The 19,462-nt window shown below is 62.5% G+C and carries 22 protein-coding genes; 7 read left to right on the top strand and 15 right to left on the bottom strand.

Annotation, left to right across the window (positions count from 1 at the left end):
• Positions 1 to 47: 47 nt before the first annotated feature.
• The 7 genes from FIU86_RS16395 to FIU86_RS16365 form a co-directional block, all read right to left on the bottom strand.
• Positions 48 to 491, bottom strand: a complete 444-nt coding sequence (locus tag FIU86_RS16395) for a nucleoside deaminase (RefSeq protein WP_172977580.1) — start codon at positions 489 to 491, stop codon at positions 48 to 50.
• Positions 492 to 507: 16 nt separating this feature from the next.
• Positions 508 to 1,395, bottom strand: coding sequence for a polysaccharide deacetylase (locus FIU86_RS16390; protein WP_152476062.1), 888 nt, complete (start codon positions 1,393 to 1,395; stop codon positions 508 to 510).
• 3 nt (positions 1,396 to 1,398) lie between these two features.
• Positions 1,399 to 2,484 (bottom strand): ABC transporter ATP-binding protein, encoded by a 1,086-nt coding sequence (locus FIU86_RS16385; protein ID WP_152476061.1) that lies wholly within the window; start codon positions 2,482 to 2,484, stop codon positions 1,399 to 1,401.
• A gap of 1 nt (position 2,485) precedes the next feature.
• A complete protein-coding gene (locus FIU86_RS16380) occupies positions 2,486 to 3,283 on the bottom strand; it encodes an ABC transporter permease (protein WP_152476060.1) in 798 nt (265 codons plus the stop codon).
• Positions 3,280 to 4,131 carry an ABC transporter permease gene (locus FIU86_RS16375; protein ID WP_152476059.1) on the bottom strand — a complete coding sequence of 284 codons (852 nt, stop codon included), beginning with the start codon at positions 4,129 to 4,131 and terminating at the stop codon, positions 3,280 to 3,282. Before FIU86_RS16375 ends, FIU86_RS16380 begins: the two co-directional genes overlap by 4 nt.
• A gap of 66 nt (positions 4,132 to 4,197) precedes the next feature.
• Positions 4,198 to 5,331, bottom strand: a complete 1,134-nt coding sequence (locus tag FIU86_RS16370; RefSeq protein WP_152476058.1) for a spermidine/putrescine ABC transporter substrate-binding protein — start codon at positions 5,329 to 5,331, stop codon at positions 4,198 to 4,200.
• Positions 5,332 to 5,483: 152 nt separating this feature from the next.
• The gene (locus FIU86_RS16365; protein ID WP_152476057.1) at positions 5,484 to 5,981 is read right to left on the bottom strand and encodes a LysR family transcriptional regulator; all 498 of its coding nucleotides are present in this window, start codon (positions 5,979 to 5,981) and stop codon (positions 5,484 to 5,486) included.
• Positions 5,982 to 6,060: 79 nt separating this feature from the next.
• Between FIU86_RS16365 and FIU86_RS16360 the strand changes: the two genes are divergently transcribed.
• On the top strand, positions 6,061 to 6,807 hold the full coding sequence (locus tag FIU86_RS16360; protein WP_152476056.1) for a BtpA/SgcQ family protein: 747 nt from the start codon (positions 6,061 to 6,063) through the stop codon (positions 6,805 to 6,807).
• Entirely contained in the window at positions 6,804 to 7,442 is a 639-nt protein-coding gene (locus FIU86_RS16355; protein ID WP_152476055.1) for a phosphoribosyltransferase family protein, read from the top strand. The genes FIU86_RS16360 and FIU86_RS16355 overlap by 4 nt, the downstream gene beginning before the upstream one ends.
• A 4-nt stretch (positions 7,443 to 7,446) precedes the next feature.
• Here the strand turns inward: FIU86_RS16355 and FIU86_RS16350 are convergent, their stop codons facing one another.
• From FIU86_RS16350 to FIU86_RS16315, 8 genes are all read right to left on the bottom strand, one after another.
• On the bottom strand, positions 7,447 to 8,130 hold the full coding sequence (locus FIU86_RS16350) for a DUF1989 domain-containing protein (protein ID WP_152476054.1): 684 nt from the start codon (positions 8,128 to 8,130) through the stop codon (positions 7,447 to 7,449).
• 40 nt (positions 8,131 to 8,170) lie between these two features.
• Positions 8,171 to 8,866, bottom strand: a complete 696-nt coding sequence (urtE, locus tag FIU86_RS16345; protein ID WP_152477196.1) for an urea ABC transporter ATP-binding subunit UrtE — start codon at positions 8,864 to 8,866, stop codon at positions 8,171 to 8,173.
• 1 nt (position 8,867) lies between these two features.
• The gene (gene urtD, locus FIU86_RS16340; protein WP_152476053.1) at positions 8,868 to 9,608 is read right to left on the bottom strand and encodes an urea ABC transporter ATP-binding protein UrtD; all 741 of its coding nucleotides are present in this window, start codon (positions 9,606 to 9,608) and stop codon (positions 8,868 to 8,870) included.
• A complete protein-coding gene (urtC, locus tag FIU86_RS16335; protein ID WP_152476052.1) occupies positions 9,605 to 10,861 on the bottom strand; it encodes an urea ABC transporter permease subunit UrtC in 1,257 nt (418 codons plus the stop codon). The genes urtD and urtC overlap by 4 nt, the downstream gene beginning before the upstream one ends.
• Positions 10,862 to 10,969: 108 nt before the next feature.
• Entirely contained in the window at positions 10,970 to 11,374 is a 405-nt protein-coding gene (locus tag FIU86_RS23115; RefSeq protein WP_152477195.1) for a DUF6636 domain-containing protein, read from the bottom strand.
• A gap of 70 nt (positions 11,375 to 11,444) precedes the next feature.
• Positions 11,445 to 13,400 carry an urea ABC transporter permease subunit UrtB gene (urtB, locus tag FIU86_RS16325; protein WP_152476051.1) on the bottom strand — a complete coding sequence of 652 codons (1,956 nt, stop codon included), beginning with the start codon at positions 13,398 to 13,400 and terminating at the stop codon, positions 11,445 to 11,447.
• A gap of 72 nt (positions 13,401 to 13,472) precedes the next feature.
• Entirely contained in the window at positions 13,473 to 14,747 is a 1,275-nt protein-coding gene (gene urtA / locus FIU86_RS16320; protein WP_152476050.1) for an urea ABC transporter substrate-binding protein, read from the bottom strand.
• A gap of 294 nt (positions 14,748 to 15,041) precedes the next feature.
• Positions 15,042 to 15,353: a hypothetical protein gene (locus FIU86_RS16315; RefSeq protein WP_172977530.1), complete on the bottom strand. Its 312-nt coding sequence runs from the start codon at positions 15,351 to 15,353 to the stop codon at positions 15,042 to 15,044.
• 299 nt (positions 15,354 to 15,652) lie between these two features.
• Between FIU86_RS16315 and FIU86_RS16310 the strand changes: the two genes are divergently transcribed.
• From FIU86_RS16310 to ureC, 5 genes are read left to right on the top strand one after another with little or no spacing between them, the layout of a single operon-like run.
• A complete protein-coding gene (locus tag FIU86_RS16310) occupies positions 15,653 to 16,486 on the top strand; it encodes an urease accessory protein UreD (RefSeq protein WP_152476048.1) in 834 nt (277 codons plus the stop codon).
• 6 nt (positions 16,487 to 16,492) lie between these two features.
• On the top strand, positions 16,493 to 16,795 hold the full coding sequence (locus tag FIU86_RS16305) for an urease subunit gamma (protein ID WP_152476047.1): 303 nt from the start codon (positions 16,493 to 16,495) through the stop codon (positions 16,793 to 16,795).
• Positions 16,796 to 16,815: 20 nt separating this feature from the next.
• Positions 16,816 to 17,391 (top strand): HupE/UreJ family protein, encoded by a 576-nt coding sequence (locus tag FIU86_RS16300; protein ID WP_152476046.1) that lies wholly within the window; start codon positions 16,816 to 16,818, stop codon positions 17,389 to 17,391.
• Between the two features lie 4 nt (positions 17,392 to 17,395).
• Positions 17,396 to 17,701, top strand: coding sequence for an urease subunit beta (locus tag FIU86_RS16295; protein WP_152476045.1), 306 nt, complete (start codon positions 17,396 to 17,398; stop codon positions 17,699 to 17,701).
• Entirely contained in the window at positions 17,701 to 19,461 is a 1,761-nt protein-coding gene (gene ureC, locus FIU86_RS16290) for an urease subunit alpha (protein WP_152476044.1), read from the top strand. Before FIU86_RS16295 ends, ureC begins: the two co-directional genes overlap by 1 nt.
• Position 19,462: the final 1 nt, after the last annotated feature.

Genomic DNA, 19,462 nt, shown 5'->3' with positions numbered 1-19,462 from the left:
GTCAATTCCGCCTTTTTGGCCAGGGTCCGCACGGCGCGCGCGGGCACCTATTCAGCGATATCCTCGGCCCACAGTTCGGGGCGCTCGGCGATGAAACGCTGCATCAGCGCGATGCAGTCCGGGTCGTCGGCGATCACCACCTCGACGCCGCGACTGCGCAGGAAATCCTCGTTTCCGCCGAAATTCTGTGTGTCGCCAATGACGACGCGCGGGATGCCGAACTGAACAATGGTGCCCGAGCACATCATGCAGGGGCTGAGCGAGGTATAAAGCACAGTGTCGCGATAGGTGGACTGTCGGCCCGCCTTGCGCAAAGCGTCCATTTCGCCGTGGGCGATCGGGTCGCCCTGCTGGACGCGCTGGTTGCGGCCTTGCGCCACGACCGTGCTGCCACGGGCCAGCACCGAGCCGATAGGGCAGCCGCCCTCGTCGAACCCGGCCTTGGCCTCGTCATAGGCGATGCGCAGCATGCGCGTGTCGTCGTCGGTCATCATGGTCTGCCTCTTGCTAATGTTGCGCGGGGGGCGTGGTGAAATAGGGCAGAGGCTCGACCGATGGCGACCAGTCGCCGGAGGTTTCCAGCGCCGCCATGTGATCGGCGATGCCGCCCAGAGTGGTGAACCAAACGTTGCGGGTCTTGAGCACGCCTTCGATCCATCTCTCGACCTGCCGCCAGCGGGCCAGCCGCCCGGTCAGGAATGGGTGCAGGATCAGCATGAAGAAACCGCCGGCCTCATACTGCGCTTCGAACTCTTCCCAGAAGGCGGCCAGCCCCTCGGACGGGGATTTGACAGGCATGAGGTAGCCGATCTCATCGTTATGGGCGAAGGGCGGCCAATCATCCGTGCCCCAATGCACCGGCATCTCGTAAAGGCGGCCTTTGGGCGCTTTCAGAACATGCGGAACGTCGTCGCCCATGAGCGAACTGTCATAGGTCATCCCGTGTTCCAGCATCAGGTCCACCACCTCGTCGGTGATGTTGTAAACAGGGGCGCGATAACCGCGGGGCACCCGCCCACAGATGCGGCGGTGCGCGTCGAGCGCCCGCTCGAACGGTTCGCGCTGGTTGCCGTAGGTGGCAATCGGGTCCTCATGAATCCAGCCGTGGTGGCCGATTTCGTGCCCGTCCTCAAGGATAGCCTCGACCGTGCCGGGATACTGCTCGAGGCACCAGCCTGGGATGAAAAAGGACTGTTTCAGCCCGAAGCGGCGATAGGTGTCGAGGATGCGAGGCAGGGCCACGTTCGGCCCGTAGCGGCCCATGCTGGTCGGATAGAGCCTGCGATGGCTGTCCTCGGATCGCGCGATGTGAATGAGGCTATCGGCGTCCATGTCGAAGGTGATGGCGACCGCGCAGCGCGCCTTGTTTGGCCAGGGGATGGGGTTGCGGATCATCGCTCAGTCACCGTCGAGCATGTGGGCATTCCGGGTCTCCCATCCGAGCCAGACCTGCGATCCGGCCTGCAGATCGTAATTCATCAACTGGCGTTCCTGCATCTGTACCTTGAATTCCTGCCCGTCGCCACTTTCCAGAAAGAGGGTGACGACTGAGCCGATGAATTCTTCGGAGATTACTTTTGCCTGTACCTTATTGGTTGCCTCGGGGTCTTCGATCGACAGCGTGACAAGGTCGGCGGAGACAACGAAGCTGCGTTTCGTCCCCGTCTTCGGTGCGGTTTCGGGCGTCTCGACCGTGAAGGTGCCCGCTGGGGTGGCGAGTTGCGTGGCCTTGGGGCTGACGTCCTTGACTGTTCCGGTCAGGATGTTGTTTCGCCCAACGAACTCGGCCACAAAGCGGTTGGCGGGGGCGCGGTAGATATCCCTGGGCGTGCCGACCTGGGCGATGTCGCCTTGGCTCATGATCACCACGCGGTCGGCCATGGCGAAGGCTTCGGACTGCGAGTGGGTGACGTACACGAAGGTGATGCCCAGTTCCTTTTGCAATTGGGTGAGCACCCCCTGCATCCGGATCACGAGGTTGGCGTCGAGCGCCGAGAGCGGCTCGTCCAGCAAGAGCATCTGTGGCTCCATAACCAGGCTGCGGGCCAGCGCGACGCGCTGTTTCTGACCGCCCGACAGGGTGTCGACACTGCGGTCGGCGAATTCCCCGATATGCATTCGCTCCAGCCAGTCGAGGGCGCGGCGTTTGCGTTCGGCCTTATCGACGCCGCGCATCTTCAGCCCGAACTCGACGTTTTCCCGCGCGGTCAGGAACGGGAAGAGTGCGAGCGACTGCCAGACCAGCGGGGTATCGCGGTCATGGGGTTTGACGTCGTTCATCAGGCGGCCCGCGATGCGGATCTCGCCCGACGAGGGCTGTTCCAGCCCCGCCAACATGCGCAGGGTCGTAGTCTTGCCGCAGCCCGAGGAGCCCATGATAGCGAGGAACTCGCCGGGTTGAATGTCGAGGGTCATGTCGCGCACCGCCACGAAATCGCCAAAGCGTTTCTGGACATTGCGGAAGGTGACGAGTGGATCGGACATGTCAGGATGTTTTTCTTAGCTGGCGGCTGATGAAGAAGACCTGCGCGAGGATCACCAGCGTCATGGACGTGAGAAAGACGAACGTGCCGATGGCGTTGACCTGCGGGTCGATATTGCCCTGCACGATTTCCAGGATGGCGACCGGCACGGTCTTGTTGAGGCCCGAGACGAACCACGCCACGGCGAATTCATCAAAGGAGACGGCTGCGGTGAGGCAGAGCGCCGAGACAATGGCCGGGGCGCAGTAGGGCAGGATGACGTGGCGCATCGCCTGCCATTCGCTGCCGCCGAGGTTCCATGCGGCGGCCTCCAGATCCGGGTCCATCTGCTGCAGGCGCAGGCGGATGATGGCCATGGCGAAAGGTGCGGTCAGAACGGAATGGGCGATGATGATCGACCAGAGCTGTCCCGACATGCCGAGGCGCGACAGCCATGCGAGCATCGCGAGCGCCATGATGATCAGCGGGATCGTGGGCGGCAGCAGGATCAGCGCCAGATACGGCCCCTTGAAGCGAAAGCTGTAGCGGAAGTCGGAATAGGCGGTGGCGAAGCCGAGGATCGTGGCCAGTACCGCGCTGGAGGCCGAGACGATCAGCGAGTTGAGCGCGGCGCGCCAGATATCGGGATCGGCAAGGATCTTTTCGTACCATTCGGTCGACAATTCGCCCAGCGGGATCGTCGGGAACCGCTGCGAGTTCAGCGAGAAGACGAGGCTGAAGATGATGGGCGCGAAGACGAAGACGAAGATCAGCAGGACGTAGAGCCCGAGGATGAGGTTGAGGGTGCGATTGCCGGTCATCGGGCCCCTCTCGGTTTGCGGTAGGCCAGCGCGATGGCGGTGAAGGCAATTGCGAACAGCGTGACCATCATCATGATCGCCACGACGGCGGCGCGGGGCCATTGCTGGCCCGACTTCGTGGTGTCGAGGATCAGGATCGGCAGGGTCGGTTCCTGGCTGCCGCCCAGGTAGAAAGGCGCGATGAAGTCGCCGAAGGACAGGATGAAGCAGAAGAGCGCGGCGATGATCAGCCCGGTCTTTGACAGCGGGATGACCACGCGCCAGATCGTGGCCAGCGGCTTGCACCCGAGATTCCGCGCGGCCTCGATCAGCGTGCAGTCGATATTGGCCATGGTCACGGTTTGCAGGATCACCGCCAGCGGCAGTGTCAGTGTAAGATACCCCACGATCGTGCCGAAATGGGTGTTGAGCATGGTGTAGGGGCCAAGTCCGACATAGCCCAGCAACGCGTTCAGCACGCCGGTTTCGGCAAGGATCACGTACCACGAGAAGGTCCGCACGAGGTAGGAGGTGAAGAAGGGAATGATCAGCAGGAAGATCGCCCAGCGGCGCAGGTTTTCACTGGCGCGGAAGGCCAGCGCATAGGCCGCGGGGAAGGCGATAAGCATGGCGATGGTGGCGCTGAGGGAGGCGATGAGAAGCGTGTACCAATAGCTGTCCCAGACATAACCGCGGCTGAGCATCTTTTCCCAATTTACGAAGTCGAACGCCGGTTGCATCCGGTAATTTCGGACCACGAAGAACGAGATCGCAACCATGAAAAGGACCGGTCCGACAAAGAAGACGAGCTGCCACAGGATGATGGGCAGGCGCCATGTTATGGCATAGAGATCGAGGCGTTTCTTCATGTCGGCAGTACCGGATTACTTGCAGCGCGCGCCGCCCCGGGCTTGACCCGGGGCGGGGGTGCGTGCTCAGGCGTTCTTGTACTCCGACCAGAAGTCGTTCCAGTCCTCCAGCGATTGCTGCTGGGGAATGTCGCGGTAATGGATGCGCCCCTCTTTTATCAGGGCGATCGGGTCGTTGGGCATACCCTCCATCTGGTGGCTGCGCTTGGCTTCCTTGGGGTCGACCTCTTGCAGCATCGCGCGGCCGGCCTTGGTGATGCAGAATCCCGGATAGGCCGCCATCTGCGCCGATTTCACCTGGCCTTCGGGCGACAGCATGTACTGGATGAATTGCTTGCAGATATCCGCTTTTTCGCTGCCGATGCCGATGGAATAGCTTTCGGTCCACTGGATGCCACCCTCGGTCGGGATGACCGAGGCGACGGGCGCGCCGTCGCGTTCCAGAACGCCGGTGATCCAGTCGCCGATGCCGACCATCGCCTGCATCTCGCCGTTCTTCAGACCATTAAAAGTGCCGCCATAGTCGAAAAAGCCGCCGACCTGCGGGCGCAGCGACATGGTGGTTTCCTGTACCGCCTGCCACTGGTCGTCGTCGAGGTCCCACAGGCCGGCGCCGTTGCCGTTCTTGAGGCTCATCATTCCAAGGCTGGGCAGGTGCCAGTCGAAATGACCGACCTTGCCTTCCAGTTCGGGCTTCCAGAAGGCGTCATAGCTGGCGGCCTCCTCGGCGCTGACCGAATTGGTGTTGTAGCTGACGCCCAAATGACCGCCGCGGACCATCATCGAGAAGAGCTTGTCATCGGCCCAGTGGCCGGGGAACTTCTCGAAGTCGGGGTGCAGCATGTCGTCGAAGGGATAGTCGGCGGCGTTCAACTCCTCGATGTATCCCAGCGCATTGAGCTGCTGCACGAACTCGGCATCCGACAGGATCAGGTCGTATGTACCCGGAGGCGATTGCGCGATGAGTGCCAACATATTGTCACCGCCTGCATAGTATTTGGGCACGAACTTGACGTTGTTAGCCTCCTCGAAGGCGCCCACGATGTCGGGTTCGCCGTGTCCATACCACGCCAGCATATTGATTTCGGTGGTCTGCGCCCAGGCCCGGCTGACGAAAGGCGCACTGAGGGCGATACCTCCGCCGAGCCGCAGGACGTCACGTCTAAGATACTGACCCGGCTTCTTTTTATGGGTGGTCATCTGGTGTAGCTCCCCGCTGTTTTTGCGTTATTCTTAATGGGAATCGTGCGGCGGATTTGTCGTCGCGCGGTTCTGCTGGGATTTTAGACAGTTTCGATTTCGAATGGAAATTTATGCCCGATATGGCTGCATTAGGATCGCTTATTTAGTGGTCACCCAGACGTTGTATCGTGCAGGCTGCTCTCTATCGTATCGGTCAGACATCCGGCGACCAGATCTCCCCAGCTGCCAAGCCGGGTCTGTCGGTAGAAGACGCCGATCTGCAACGGGTCCAGATCGGGCAATCCGTTCTGCGCAGTGATTGGGCGCATCCCGGTCTGGATGGTCGAGGCCGTTGGCGCGGAAAACCCCAGGCCGACGCGCAGCGTGGCCGTTTCGCGACGCTGGTCGAACAATCCCATGGCGCGGTCATTGATACGCAGGATCTGACGGGCGTGCATGGCCAGCGCATCGCCACGTTCGCTGACCTGCATCGTACGGCCCTTCTGGGTAATCAGCTTGTATCCGACCAAATCTTCCAATCGCTTGATCTGAAGGCTGACGGCCGGTTGGGACCGGCCAAGCAGGTCGGCCGCGCGGGTATAACTTTCGACTTCAATCACAGTGACGAAGGTGCGCAGCAGGTCAGTTGGCAGGTTCACGGTCCGCATCGGAACTCATTTCAGATTTAAATGGGCTAATTGCAACAATAAATTTCTTTATTCGCTTGCGCCTGCGTAGACTGCCTGCATGACACGCGATGAGTTTCACAAGCATTTCAAATCCGTGGGCCCGGTGGTTCTGCCGGTGATCCATGTGCTGGACACGCCGCGCACGCTGCGCAACGTGCGCGAGGTCATCGCCGCCGGAGCGGCGGGGTGTTTCTTGATTAACCACGATTTCGAGCCAGAGCGGTTTCTGCCCATCATCCGCGATGTGCGTGCCCGGTTTCCGGGACTTTGGATGGGGGTGAACTTTCTTGGCGTGACGGGGCGGGACGCTTTTCCGATACTGTCCGGGCTTCAACAGAAAGGCTGTGTGATCGACGCCTACTGGGCTGATGACGCCCGCATCGACGAACATGGAGAAAACGCCGAGGCGCGCGAGATCGGACGCGTCTATGAGAGCGCGGGCTGGCGCGGGATGTATTTCGGCGGCACCTGTTTCAAGAAGCAGCGCGAGGTTGCGCCAGAGCATTATGGCGACGCCGCGCGCGAGGCCTGCGCCTTCATGGACGTGGTCACGACCTCGGGCGTGGCGACCGGGCAGGAGGCGGACCTGTCGAAAATTAGGACATTCCGGCAGGCTATCGGACACGTGCCGCTGGCGCTTGCCTCGGGGATCACGCCGGATAACGCGCGGGCCTATCGCGATGTCGACTGTTTCATGGTGGCGACGGGCATCAATGCAGAGGGCAATTTCTACGACATAGAACCCGACAGGCTTGCCGCATTGATGGCCGCCAGTCGCGAGATCGGCACGGGAGATGCAGCATGACGGATCACGACATTACGGAGCACGACAAAGGCCCACGCGATGATCGCTGGTATCTCAACATCATGGCGCCCAATACCAAAGGCGAGACGTTCGCGTGGCTGGACCCGACCTCGATCTACATCAATCAGCGGGCGTTCACGGACTTGCTGGATGACCTGATGGCGGACCTTGAGGGCGTGGACTATGACGTGGTTGCGGGACTCGACGCGATGGGCTTCGTGCTGGGCGCGGCGCTGGCGGCGCGGTCTGGTGTGGGGTTTTTGCCCATCCGCAAGGCGGGCAAGCTCTGCGTGGACACCGACAAAGTGAGTTTCGGCAACTACTCGGGCCGGACGCAGGAGATGGAGATGCGCTTGCCGGCCTTCGCGCCGGGAACGCGGGTCTTGCTGGCGGATCAATGGGTCGAAACAGGTGGCACGATGGATGGTGCAATCCGGCTGGTGGAGCGGCAGAAAGGGGTCGTGGCGGGCATGGTGGCGGTGGCCATCGAGGAGAACGCGCGCACTGTCGCATATCGCGAAGCGTATCCATGTGTATCGGCGGTGGTGCCGGGGTCACGCTGGCAAGAAGAGTGCAATGCGCAAACACTGTCGAGCTTTGAGATTTATGAACCGGAGCGCGCCTTTCCGGTTTGAAGCCTCAGATGTCGTTCACCACGAAGGCGAGCGGGCCGGGAGCCACGCCGTCGCCATTGACCGGAGTCAGATCCTGCGGGCAGGCGGACATGACGGCAATAACGTCCGCCTCGGCGCGAAAGCACATGCGGTCGCCTGGGGCGGCGACCGGCGGGGCGAAGCGGGTCGTTCCGTCCGGGGCCAATGGCACGTTCATCCAAAGATTGAACGGCGCGGGGATCACCGGCGCACGAAGGCCGATGGCGATCAGCGCCATGCGAAGATTGTCGGCGCAGTTGTCGTGATAGGCGGTGCAGCCGAGCTGGCGATAGCGGGCGTCATCGCAGGAGGCGATGACCGTGTCATGCACGCCGGGCGAGGTATCTTCGGTGATCGTCAGAAGCGTGCGGCGCAGGGTGCTGACCAGTGGATCGCCGGTCTTGGGAAAGATCGAACCGAGCGTGGTATGCAGGCGGCCCATGGAGAGATGCTCGTGCATGTTTCGATCCGCGAAGGCCCAGAAGTCGCAAACCTGGTGGCCGCTGGGATTGATGACGGTGAGGGTCTGACCCTTGGCCATGCGGACGGCCAGGCCGCAGCGGGCCTCAACCGAGTAGGTGCGGCCGGGCTCGGGCGTGCCGTCCGGGGAAATGGCGATGTCAAGGCTGGCGTTCGTGCCGTCGGGTCGGCCGGGATCGTATTGCTGCATGGCGTATCCTAGACCTATTGGCGTCGGTACGCCAAGCGGGTCAAATCGCAGTGCTTTCCGCCAATTGGTCGCTGGTCAGGCTGTCCTTGTCGCCATCGAGTTTCACCGCGCCGCGTTCAATCACGTAAAATCGGTCGCCCAGGTCGAAGGCAAAGCTGAAGTACTGCTCGACCAGGATAATCGCGATGTCGCCTTGGGATCGTAACAGGCGGATCGCCTCGCCGATCTGCTGGATCACGTTGGGCTGGATGCCCTCGGTGGGCTCGTCCAGCAGCAGGACCTTGGGTTTGGTGATCAACGCGCGGGCGATGGCAAGCTGTTGCTGCTGACCGCCCGACAGGTCGCCGCCGCGCCTTGGTATGAATTCCTTGAGGATTGGAAAGAGGTCGAAGATATCGTCGCGCAAGTGGCGTTCACTGCGCGGCAGGCAGGCAAATCCTGTCTCGAGGTTTTCCTCGACCGTCAGAAACGGGAAGATGTCCCGCCCTTGGGGGACATAGCCGATACCGCGGCGTGCCATGTCATAAGCGCCCAGTTTGCCGATGCTTTCCCCCGCCAGCGTGTAGGTCCCGCCGGAGCGGGGATGGGTGCCGGACAGCGCCTTGAGCAGGGAGGTCTTGCCGACGCCGTTTGTGCCCATGATGCAGGTGACCTCGCCCTGCCGCGCGCCCATATCGATGCCGTTCAGGATCTGGCTGCCGCCATAGTGGAGGGTCAGGCCCTCGACGCTCAGGATATCATCGGCCAAGATACACCTCGATCACGTTTTCATTCTTGGTCACATGGTCGATGGAGCCTTCGGCCAGCACCGAGCCTTCGTGCAGGACAGTGACCTTGCAGCCAAGGCGGCGGACGAATTCCATGTCATGTTCGACGACCACGACGGCACGGGTCTTGGCGGCCTCGCGCAGCAGGTCGGTTGTCTTTTCCCGCTCGGCGGTGGTCATGCCCGCGGCCGGTTCGTCCACCAGCAGAAGCTGCGGGTCTTGCGCCAGCAGCATGCCGATTTCCAGCCACTGTTTCTGTCCGTGCGACAGCTCGCCCGATTTGCGCCCAAGCGCTTGCGCCAGACCGATGGTTTCGGCAAGGTCGGCGACGCGCTCACGATCATCGGTGCTGGGCTTGAAGAACAAAACGGCGAAAGGCGAGCGTGGCTTGCGCAGCGCCATCATCAGGTTGGCCTCAACCGTCTGATCCTCGAACACGGTGGGGCGTTGGAACTTGCGGCCCACGCCCGCCATGGCGATGGTGCTTTCGGATTTGCCAAGCAGCGACACGGGCGGCTCGCCCCAGAGGACACGGCCCTCGTCGGGCTTGGTTTTGCCGGTGACCACGTCCATGAAAGTGGTCTTGCCCGCGCCATTGGGGCCGATAACGGCGCGTAACTCCTTGTTTCCGATCGAGAACGACAGATTGTTTAGCGCCTTGAAGCCGTCGAAGCTGACCGAGACGCCGGAAACTTCCAGAAGCTGGCTCATTTGTCGGCCTCCTGTTCGCGCAGGGCGCCCTGGTCGGGGCCGAGGTCGGCGCCGTGGCGATCGGGGGTCAGGCGATCCGCCAGCAGGTCGAAGAGCCCGCCGATGCCTTTCGGGGCGAACAGCGTGACCGCGACGAATGACAAGCCCAGCAGCACCGTCCACCAGTCGACCCACTGGATGCGCCAACTGCCCAGCACGATATCGGGGGCCTGCCCGCCGGTGAACCACGTGGACAAAAGCGACACGAAAGCGGCGCCGATGACCGCGCCGTAAAGCCGCCCTCGCCCGCCGATGGCGACCCAGACGGCGAGATAGATCGAGGCGATGGGCGCCAGTTCCGCGGGATTTATGATGCCGGCCTGCGGATAATAAAGCGCGCCGGCGATGCCCGCGATGACGGCCGATAGTGTGAAGACGAAAAGCTTGTACGCCTCGACCGGGTAGCCGAGGAAGCGCACGCGCGCCTCGTCATCGCGGATGCCGCGCAGGACCGAGCCGAACTTGCCCGAGACGACCCAGGTGGCCAGCCAGTAGCCCAGCCCGAGCGCGAGCGCCGAGGCCCAGAGGAACCACACTGAGACGACCGATTGCGGAACATTGCCGAGGCCGGGCAGGTTTTGTAGGCCCGAGAGGCCGTTGTTGCCGCGCAAGCCACTGTCGTTCTGAAAGAGGTAGAGGGCGAGCGCGAGGGTCATCGCCTGGGTCAGGATCGACAGGTACACGCCCGTTACCCGGCTGCGGAAGGCGAACCAGCCGAAGACCAGCGCCAGTAGGCCGGGTACCAACACCACGGCGGCCAGTTGCAGGGGCAGCGAGTGGGCGACCGCCCAGATCGACGGAAACTCGGACGCGCCGACGACGCCGAAGATCTGGCTGGCGATGCCGTCGGATATCTGTTCGGGGGTGGGTGGCAGCACTTCGGCGGACATGCTTTCGACCACGATGAGGCGGGTGCGTTCGTACATCAGCCACATTCCGATGGCGTAGCCGCCCAGCCCGAAAAAGGCCATGTGCCCCAGCGACAGGATCCCGCAATAGCCCCAGACGAGGTCCATCGCCAGCGCCACGAGACACAGGCAAAGCGTCTTGCCCAGTGTCTTGACGAAGCTGGTTGAGATCGCGCCGATGCCGAACCCTTCGGACAGGATGGTTACGCCGACCGTGAAGAGCGCGAGGCACGCCATGAAGATCAGGATCGCCGGAAAGCGCAGGACCAGCGGTTGGCGACGGGTCGATAGCGCGACATCAGACATTGCCATGCCCTCCGTGTGCTCGAAGTGTCTGGATATCGAGCCTTATGGTGGACAATTGGCGCAGAGGTGTCGGCCTCGGTCTATGGCCGGGGCCGAGGCCGATGCGGGTCAGTAGACGCGTTGCACGCGTCGAGACAGAAAGAACCCGTGACCGGAGGCGTTCCGGCACTCGAATCCCGTGCGTTCCGACCAGCATGTGATCTCGCCCCAGGTCGCACTTACGCCGTAGGGAGCCTTTTCGGCAATGTCGGAATTCCTCGGTGTGTTGGCACATTCCATCTGGACCGTCCCGGTCTCTAGCATCGAGAACTTGTGCCCCCAGGTCGCGCTGCAATTCGACGGTCTTGGCTGCGCATCCGGTCCGGTTTTCTCTATGATTTCGCAAATTATGTCGGAGGAGGTTTGCCCTATGCCGACGGAACATTCGATGTTTCCGGACGGCGTCTCGAACAGGAAAACGTCCGCAAGCGCTGGGCTGGCAAAAAGAAAAGGAAGAGCAGTCAAAATGCGCATAATGCAAATCTCCATCCATGCTGAATATGACCCTAGCGTTCCGATCCGGCATTCCTCTGTCAAGACGCATCTATGCCTCCGCCGCCCGGCCCTTGAGCGCGATGATGCCGCGCGGCCGGAATTGGATGAAGAGGATGATGAAGAGGATCATGTAGGTTTGCGCCGCCAGCGTGTTCGACGGGTTCAGCCATTCGATGCCTTTCTGGAGCGAGCCCACGAGTGTAGCGCCGAGCAGCGTGCCCCAGATGTTGCCGACGCCGCCCACGACCACGGTCATAAAGCTTTGCACGATATAGTCGGCACCCATCTCGGACGTGACCTTGGCGTAAAGCCCGATGGCCACGCCCGCGATGCCCGCGATGCCCGACCCGAAGCCGAAAGTCAGCATGTTGATCCGGTCGGGGTTGATCCCCATCGAGGCCGCCATGCGGGGGTTTTGCGTGACCGCGCGCACTTCCAGCCCCAGCCGGGTGCGATTCATCACCAGGAGGAACAGGGCGAGGAACAAGAGTGCCAAAACGAAGATCGCGATGCGGATATAACTGATCGAGACGATGTCGTTGAACACCAGTGAACCGTCAAGCCATCCGGGCGCCGTCAGCGGGCGGGCCTGCGTGCCAAAGATGTTCTTGGCGATCTGTTGCAGCGCGATTGAGATGCCGAAGGTGGCCAGCAGCGTTTCCAGCGGGCGGTGATAGAGCCAGCGGATGACCAGCCGTTCCATCGCCACGCCCGCCGCGAAGGTCACGGCAAAGGCCAGCGGGATGGCGAGGATCACCGACAGCGTCTGGTCCGGGATGATCTGTTGCACGACAAAGCCGGTATAGGCGCCCATCATGATGAACTCGCCATGGGCCATGTTGATCACGCCCATCACGCCAAAGGTGATGGCAAGTCCGATGGCGGCGAGGAAATAGATCGACCCGAGCGAAATGGCGTCGAGCGCAAGGTCGGCGGCCTGGTTGACGGCAACGCGCGTTTCAATGCCGTTGAGGGCAACCATCGCGGCCAGCGCGACGGCGGGTGGAGCGCCGGTGAAGACCTCGTAAAAAGAATACTGGCCAAGCGTCTCGTCTATCTCGGCCTCGGTGGCGACTGGGTCGACCGTGCCCTGTTCCGCGAGCTTTGCATAGGCCATGTCGCGGGCGTCTTCGGTGTCGAGCGTGGCAACCTGAACCCCGGCAACCGTGTCGTTTTCAAGATTGGCCACGAGCGCTGCGGCCTTGTCGGCACGGCTGATGCGTGGCTTGGCGAAGCCTTCCGAGACCAGCAGGTCATAGGCGTCCTCGCGGGACAGAACCTCGGAGCCGGGTTTCAGAACGCGGGCGATTTCGGGACTCGCGGGCGCGGTTTCCGCTGCTTCCAGCCGGGTCGTCACCAGCGGGTTCAGCGTGCCGCGCAGATCGACGCCCAGATCGCCCTGAAAACCTTCGATAGCGGCGATGCGTTCTTCTTCGGTTTCGCCGAAACGGATGGTCAGCAAGCGTTCGAGGCGTTCGGCGCGGGCTTTGAGGGTCGGATCGGTCTCGGCCTCGATCGCCGCGCGCAGGGGGGGCAAGTGCGAGGCTTCGGCGTCCCGCTCGACATTGTCGATGGCGGTGCGGCGGGTGGCGAGGTCTTCGGCGGTCAGCTGGAATTTCACCAGCGCGGCGCCGATCATCTTGCGCACGCCTGAATTGGGCTTGGACTGGTCGTAGTCGTCGTCGGGCAACTCGCCCAGTGGCGTGTCCCCGGCAAAGTCAAAGCCGCGGATCGTGTCACGGTCGATCTCTTCGGCCCAGATGAAAAGGCCGGTCTCAGCATTCCGCCACAGCTCCTTGTCCTGCCACTTGCGCAGGACGGTCTGTGCCTCAGGCAGGCCGCTTCCGGCGATGGCGTCGATGGTGGGGGCGACCTTGGTGCGCGATGGCTTGGCCAGTTGGTCCGCATGCTCCTGCATCAGTTGCTGGATCGGCGCATCCGCTTGCTGTGCCGCGGCGGGCAAGTATGTGAAAACGAGCGTGAGGATCAGCAACAGGCGTGCCATGCACGAACCTCCCAAAGGGAAAAAGAAGGGGGTGAAGGGCGGCGCAGGGGCCGCCCTTCGGATCTCAGTGGATCAGTAGTTCGACTTGATCTGCACGCAGGTCTCGGTCTCGGTGTTGTACATACCGCACTCGAGCTCCTGCCAGTCGGACTTCAGCACGGCCGATTCCGGAAGGTAGTCCGTCCAGGCGTCCCCCGGCACTTCCTCGGTCTGGCTGATGATGTCGAACTGGCCGTCTTCCTGGATTTCGCCGATGAGAACCGGCTTGGCCAGGTGGTGGTTCGGCAGCATGACCGCGGTGCCGCCAGTCAGGTTCGGGAATTCCTGCCCGTACATCGCCTCGCGCACCGCGTCGACCTTGGTGGTGCCGGCCTCTTCGGCGGCGTTCACCCACATGTTGAAGCCGATGTAATGCGCCTCCATCGGATCGTTGGTCACACGTTCCTCGCCCATGCGGGCCTTCCACGCCTCGATCCATTCGGCGTTGGCGTCGGTGTCAGCGGATTGGAAATAGTTCCACGCCGCCAGATGCCCGACGAGGTTCGAGGTGTCAAGACCCGAAAGCTCTTCTTCGCCCACAGAGAAGGCGACGACGGGGATGTCATCGGCCGACACGCCTTGTGCTGCCAATTCCTTGTAGAAACCCACGTTGGCGTCGCCGTTGATGGTCGATATCACGCCGACCTGCTTGCCGCCCGCACCCAGCGCTACCACGTCCGACACGATCTTGGACCAGTCGGAATGGCCGAAGGGCGTGTAGTTGACGAAAATGTCTTCGTCAGCGATGCCCTTCGATTTCAGATAGGATTCCAGGATATTGTTCGTCGTGCGCGGATAGACATAATCGGTGCCCAGCAGCGCAAAGCTTTCGACGCCGAGTTCTTCGAGGAAGTAATCCGTTGCCGGGATCGCCTGCTGGTTCGGTGCCGCGCCGGTGTAGAACACGTTCTTGGAGCTTTCCTCGCCCTCATATTGCACGGGATAGAACAAAAGGCCGTTCAATTCCTCGATGACCGGCAGCACCGATTTGCGGCTGACGCTGGTCCAGTTGCCGAAGATCACGTCGACCTCGTGCACGGTAAGCAGTTCGCGTGCCTTTTCGGCAAATAGCGGCCAGTCAGAGGCTGGATCGACGACCACTGCTTCGAGGTCGCAGCCCAGAACGCCGCCTTTCTCGTTCTGCTGTTCGATCAGCATTTCCATAGTGTCCTTGAGCGTCGTTTCCGAGATTGCCATCGTGCCGGACAGCGAGTGCAGCACACCCACCTTGATCGGGCAGTCCTGTGCGAAGGCCGGAGCAGACAGCGTCGTCAGGACGGCCGCAGTGCTCAAAAGTTTGCTAGTCATGTCAAAATTCCCTTGCGTAACGCGCAGGGTTCTTGTGAGCCGAAACCGAATGTCCCATATCTCCCCCACGCAACTTGATTGCGGAGTGCGGTGGTGTTTCTGGATTGCAAGACCGGCACCATCGCACGTTCGAGCGGGCGGCAAGCGCCCGTCGGACATATTGGTTTCACAAGATTCTGCGCTGCGGCGACGATTCAGGCGGCCCGAGACGCCGTTACTGCCGGAGTGGTCTATTTATTCAGCGGTTTTTGGCGCGAGCGCCTATTTTTTCGACGGCGCGGTGTCCAGCTGACCTCAACTCTCAAGAAGAAAACTCTGGCAGTAGCGGATCTCCGCATCTGCCCGCCGCCGCGCCCAGCGTGCCCGATGCGGATCGCGCGAGAATTGGGCGGTGCTGAGAATTTGCGCGTGGACGATCTTGGCGCTGATGCGATGTGCCAACAGGTGGCTGCGCCGATCGGCCAAGGATATGGCCGCGAGCATTTGCTCGAATCGTGCGCGCCGGGCTTCTAAAAGGTCAGCCTTGGGATCTCGGAGCAGCCAGGCATGTTCGAGTTCTGCGGAAAAGCGGCCTGTGCAGCCGGCGAAAACTTCGGGCAAGGGCAAGGCGGATGACGCCGTGCCGATACAGAGGCAGCAAACTACGAGAAAAGTTCTTAAACCGCACATGCCTTGATCGTCACGCCTGTAAATCGGGCGGGCAACTCCTGCATTCGACCGCGCGCTCCCTTTTTGGCCGGGTGTGTTCCTGCGGTACCGATTGCGCCCAAAAACGAAGCATAACCGCCAAAATCTGCCACTTTGTTGGTCGTCAAGGCTGGCGCGCAGTGTGCGGCCGCTGGTGGAGGTGGAACAGGTGCACCCCTTGGTGCTGGCTTTGCGCGTTGCGAAGACACAAGGCTGCCATGCTTCTTGCCCCGGACATCACGGTTCGTTCCGACGCCACGGCCCTGCCAAGGGCTACCGGACAGTTGCGCGTTTCGTCCAAGCTACGGGAGGGAAAAAGTGTTCTGGACAAGCTGCATAGCGCGGGCTGTGCTCGGGCGTTGTTCACGGGCCGGACCGACGCGGTAGAGGCGGTCGTGGTGAACACCTCGGGTGGTCTGACCGGGGGGGATCGGTTCGACATCGAGGCGACGGCCGGGGAAAGCAGCCGTCTTGTTGTCACAACGCAGGCGGCCGAGCGGGCATATCGCAGCAACTCAGGCTTGGCACGGGTGCGGTCGAGGCTGCATGTCGGGGCGGGCGCGACGCTTTGCTGGCTGCCGCAAGAGTTATTGGTATTCGACGGCGCCGCGCTGGAGAGACGGCTGGAGGCCGAGATCGACGATACGGCAGAGTTCATCATGGCCGAGCCGGTCGTGTTCGGCCGCCTTGCCATGGGCGAAACAGTCGCGCACGCAGATTTCATTGACCGGGTCATCGTGCGCCGTGGCAATAGTCCGGTTTACGCGGATCGCGTGGCATTGACTGGTGACATTCCCGGTCGGTTGGCACAAGCGGCGGTCGCTGCGGGGATGACTGCGATGGCAAGCGCGCTCTATGCGGGGCGCCGGGCGAAAAGCCTTTTGCCCAAAGTGCGGGCGCTACTGCCGGTGACCGGGGGCGCAAGCCTGTTGGGGCCGGACGTGCTGGTGGTGCGGGTACTGGCGCGCGACGGCTTCGAGTTGCGCCGAACGCTGTGTCCTGTGCTCGAAACCCTGTCGAATGCGGCCCTGCCAAGATCCTGGAGGCTTTGACCCAAGATGCAATTGACGCCCAGAGAGAAAGACAAACTGATGGTGGCCATGGCCGCCGAGGTCGCGCGCAAGCGAATGGCGCGGGGGGTCAAGCTGAACTACCCTGAGGCGGTTGCGCTGATCACCGACGCGGTGGTCGAAGGCGCCCGCGACGGACGCACCGTCGCCGACATGATGGAGGCCGGGGCCGAGGTCATAACCCGGGACGACTGCATGGTGGGTGTGCCCGAGATGATCCACGAAGTGCAGGTCGAGGCCACCTTTCCCGACGGCACCAAGCTTGTCACCGTACATAACCCCATTCGCTGACCCGACAGGAGACCTGACCCATGCGACGCCTCGTTTTGACACTCTTTCCCGCATTGCTGGCGGCCGGGCCGGCCTTTGCCCATCTGGATCCGGGCGCGCACGGGTCTTTTGCCGCGGGGCTGTCGCATCCGGTCTTAGGGGCGGACCATATCCTCGCCATGGTGGCGGTGGGCCTGTGGGCCGCAAGTCTTGGAGGTCGGGCTTTCGCGGCCTTGCCGGTGGGATTTGTGGGCGCGATGACGTTGGGGTTCTTGGTATCGCTGGGCGGTCTGGCGCTGCCGATGGTCGAGCCGATGATTCTGGTCTCGGTCCTTGTCTTGGGGGTGCTGGTCGCCACAGCGGCTCGGTTGCCGCTGTCCGCGGCAGTTGCGATCACGGCGGCACTTGGTCTTTTCCACGGCCACGCCCATGGTGCCGAGATCGGCGGTGCGACGGCGCATAGCTATCTTGCCGGCTTTGTCACCGCAACGGCGGCGCTTCATGCGCTTGGGGCCGCCGCGGGCTGGGCGCTGGGCCGGCTCGGCGGCGCGCTGGTGGCGCGCGGGGCCGGAGTCGCTGTCGCGTTGGGTGGGTCTGCCTTGGTCATGGCGGGGTAAGACTATGATTCCCGGACAGATCTTTCCCGCCGAGGGCATGCTGGAACTGAATTCGGACCGCCAACCGATCACGCTGGAGGTCGCCAATACCGGCGACCGACCCGTGCAGGTGGGCAGCCATTACCATTTTGCCGAGACGAATCCCGCGCTGGACTTCGATCGCGATGCGGCGCGAGGGCACCGTCTGGACATTGCCGCTGGCACAGCCGTGCGGTTCGAGCCTGGTCAGCGCCGTGAGGTTCAACTGATTCCGATATCGGGCGCCCGCCGCGTGTTCGGCTTCAACCAGCAGATCATGGGAGAGTTGTAATGCCCGCAACCATCTCTCGCTCAGAATACGCCGCCATGTTCGGCCCCACCACGGGCGACAGGCTGCGCCTGGCCGATACCGACCTGATCGTCGAGGTCGAGCGCGACCTGACCGCGCTGAATGCCGGTGCCGCCGCGACGGGTGGAATTGGCGGGAACGCGGCGCTTTATGGCGAGGAGGTCAAGTTCGGCGGCGGCAAGGTGATCCGCGACGGGATGGGCCAAAGCCAGGCGACGCGCGCCGACGGGGCGGTCGATACGGTCATCACAAACGCGCTGATTCTGGACTACACCGGCATCTACAAGGCCGATGTCGGCCTGAAGGACGGGGCGATCCACAAGATCGGCAAGGCAGGAAACCCGGACACGCAGCCCGGTATCGACATCGTCATCGGCCCGGGCACCGAGATCATCGCGGGCGAGGGGCGTATCCTGACCGCCGGCGGCTTTGACAGCCATATCCATTTCATCTGCCCGCAACAGATAGAGGATGCGCTGCATTCGGGACTGACGACGATGCTGGGCGGTGGCACTGGACCTGCGCACGGCACGCTGGCCACCACCTGCACGCCGGGGCCGTGGCACCTTGGGCGGATGTTGCAGTCCGCCGATGCGTTCCCGATGAACCTGGCCTTTGCCGGTAAGGGCAACGCCTCGCTGCCCGCTGCGCTGGAGGAACAGGTGATGGCCGGGGCCTGCGCGCTGAAGCTGCACGAGGACTGGGGCACCACCCCGGCCGCCATCGATTGCTGCCTGTCGGTGGCCGATGCGATGGACGTGCAGGTGATGATCCACACCGACACGCTGAACGAATCCGGGTTCGTCGAGAACACGGTGGCGGCGATGAAGGGCCGCACGATCCACGCCTTCCATACCGAGGGCGCGGGCGGAGGCCATGCGCCGGATATCATCAAGATCTGCGGGCAGTCCAACGTGCTGCCGTCCTCGACCAACCCGACGCGTCCTTTCACCGTCAACACGCTGGAAGAGCATCTGGACATGCTGATGGTCTGTCACCATCTGGACAAGTCTATCCCCGAGGACATCGCCTTTGCCGAAAGCCGCATCCGCCGCGAGACGATCGCCGCCGAAGACATTCTGCACGACATGGGGGCGTTCAGCATCATCGCCTCGGACAGCCAGGCGATGGGTCGTGTGGGCGAGGTGATCATCCGCACGTGGCAGACCGCCGACAAGATGAAGAAACAGCGCGGACGGCTGGCTGACGAAACCGGCGAGAACGACAATCTGCGGGCCCGTCGCTATGTCGCCAAGTACACGATCAACCCGGCCATCGCGCATGGCATTTCCGATCACATCGGGTCCATCGAGGAAGGCAAGCGCGCCGACCTGGTGCTGTGGAGCCCGGCCTTTTTCGGCGTGAAGCCAGACATGGTTCTGATCGGCGGCTCGATTGCCTGTGCGCAGATGGGCGACCCAAATGCCTCGATCCCGACGCCGCAGCCGGTCTACACGCGGCCCATGTTCGGTGCCTATGGACGAGCGCTGGAGGCGTCCGCTGTCACCTTCGTGTCAGCTGCGGCGCATGACAACGGCATCGGCGATACGCTTGGGATCGTCAAGCAGACGCTGCCAGTACAGAACACCCGTGGCATCGGCAAGGCGGATCTGAAGCTGAACGATGCCTGCCCCGAGATCGACGTGAACCCCGAAACCTATGAAGTGCGCGCCAACGGTGAGCTGCTGACTTGCGAGCCGGCCAGCGAACTGCCGATGGCCCAGCGTTACTTTTTGTATTGAG

Source organism: Roseovarius sp. THAF9 (assembly GCF_009363715.1).
Taxonomy (GTDB): Bacteria; Pseudomonadota; Alphaproteobacteria; order Rhodobacterales; family Rhodobacteraceae; genus Roseovarius.
Note: the sequence above shows the minus strand (reverse complement) of the source record. Positions and strands in the feature narration are given on the sequence as shown.